The 851-nt window shown below is 58.0% G+C and carries 1 pseudogene; it reads left to right on the top strand.

Annotated features, from left to right (window positions below):
• The first annotated feature begins 71 nt into the window (after window positions 1–71).
• Window positions 72–838 (top strand): annotated as a pseudogene (locus ACQZ48_RS23395) (IS5 family transposase).
• The last annotated feature ends 13 nt before the right edge of the window (window positions 839–851 follow it).

Raw genomic sequence — 851 nt, 5'->3', positions numbered from 1 at the left:
TAGGCGGTAAACTCATAAATTCTCTTGGCGCATTGCGTTCCGCGTGATTCAAGGCTTCCGAATTAGGAGCTATGATGACACGCCGCCGCTACGAACTCACCGACCACGAGTGGTCAATCATTTCGTCCCTACTGCCGAACAAGCCTCGCGGCGTTCCTCGTGTCGATGACCGACGGGTCCTGAACGGCATCCTTTGGCGCTTCCGAACCGGCTCGCCGTGGTCGGAAGTTCCAGAACGTTATGGGCGGCCAACCACCTGCTATAACCGCTTCGTCCGTTGGCGTAAGGCCGGTGTCTGGGATCGTCTTCTTAAAGCCGTTTCAGAGGCTTATGACGGCGACATCGTCATGATCGACTCGACCTGTGTTCGCGTTCATCAACACGCGGCCACGGGAAAAAAGGGGATCGAGACGATGGTTGCATGGGACGTTCCCGCGGCGGGCTCACGAGCAAAATCCACGCGCTCGTCGATGCCGAAGGTCGGCCAGTCACGCTCCGTCTGACCGGCGGCCAGATTGCTGACTGCACTGAAGCCGATGCGCTGACAGACGACCTCGGCGAAGGTGATATCCTGCTTGCCGATAAGGGTTATGACACCAACGCAATCCGCGCCAAGGCGGCCGAGCGAAAGGCCTGGGCCAACATCCCGCCGAAGGCAACCCGCAAGGGCTCCTTCTCGTTCTCGCGCTGGGTTTACAGACAGCGGAACCTTGTCGAGCGTTTCTTCAACAAGATCAAACAGTTTCGAGGTATCGCCACGCGCTACGACAAGCGCCCGGAAAACTATCTCGCAGCTGTCAAACTCGTCGCCGCAAGAATCTGGTGTCAGAGTTTATGAGTCGACGGCCTAG

Source organism: Agrobacterium sp. 22-209-1, assembly GCF_053522485.1.
Note: the sequence above shows the minus strand (reverse complement) of the source record. Positions and strands in the feature narration are given on the sequence as shown.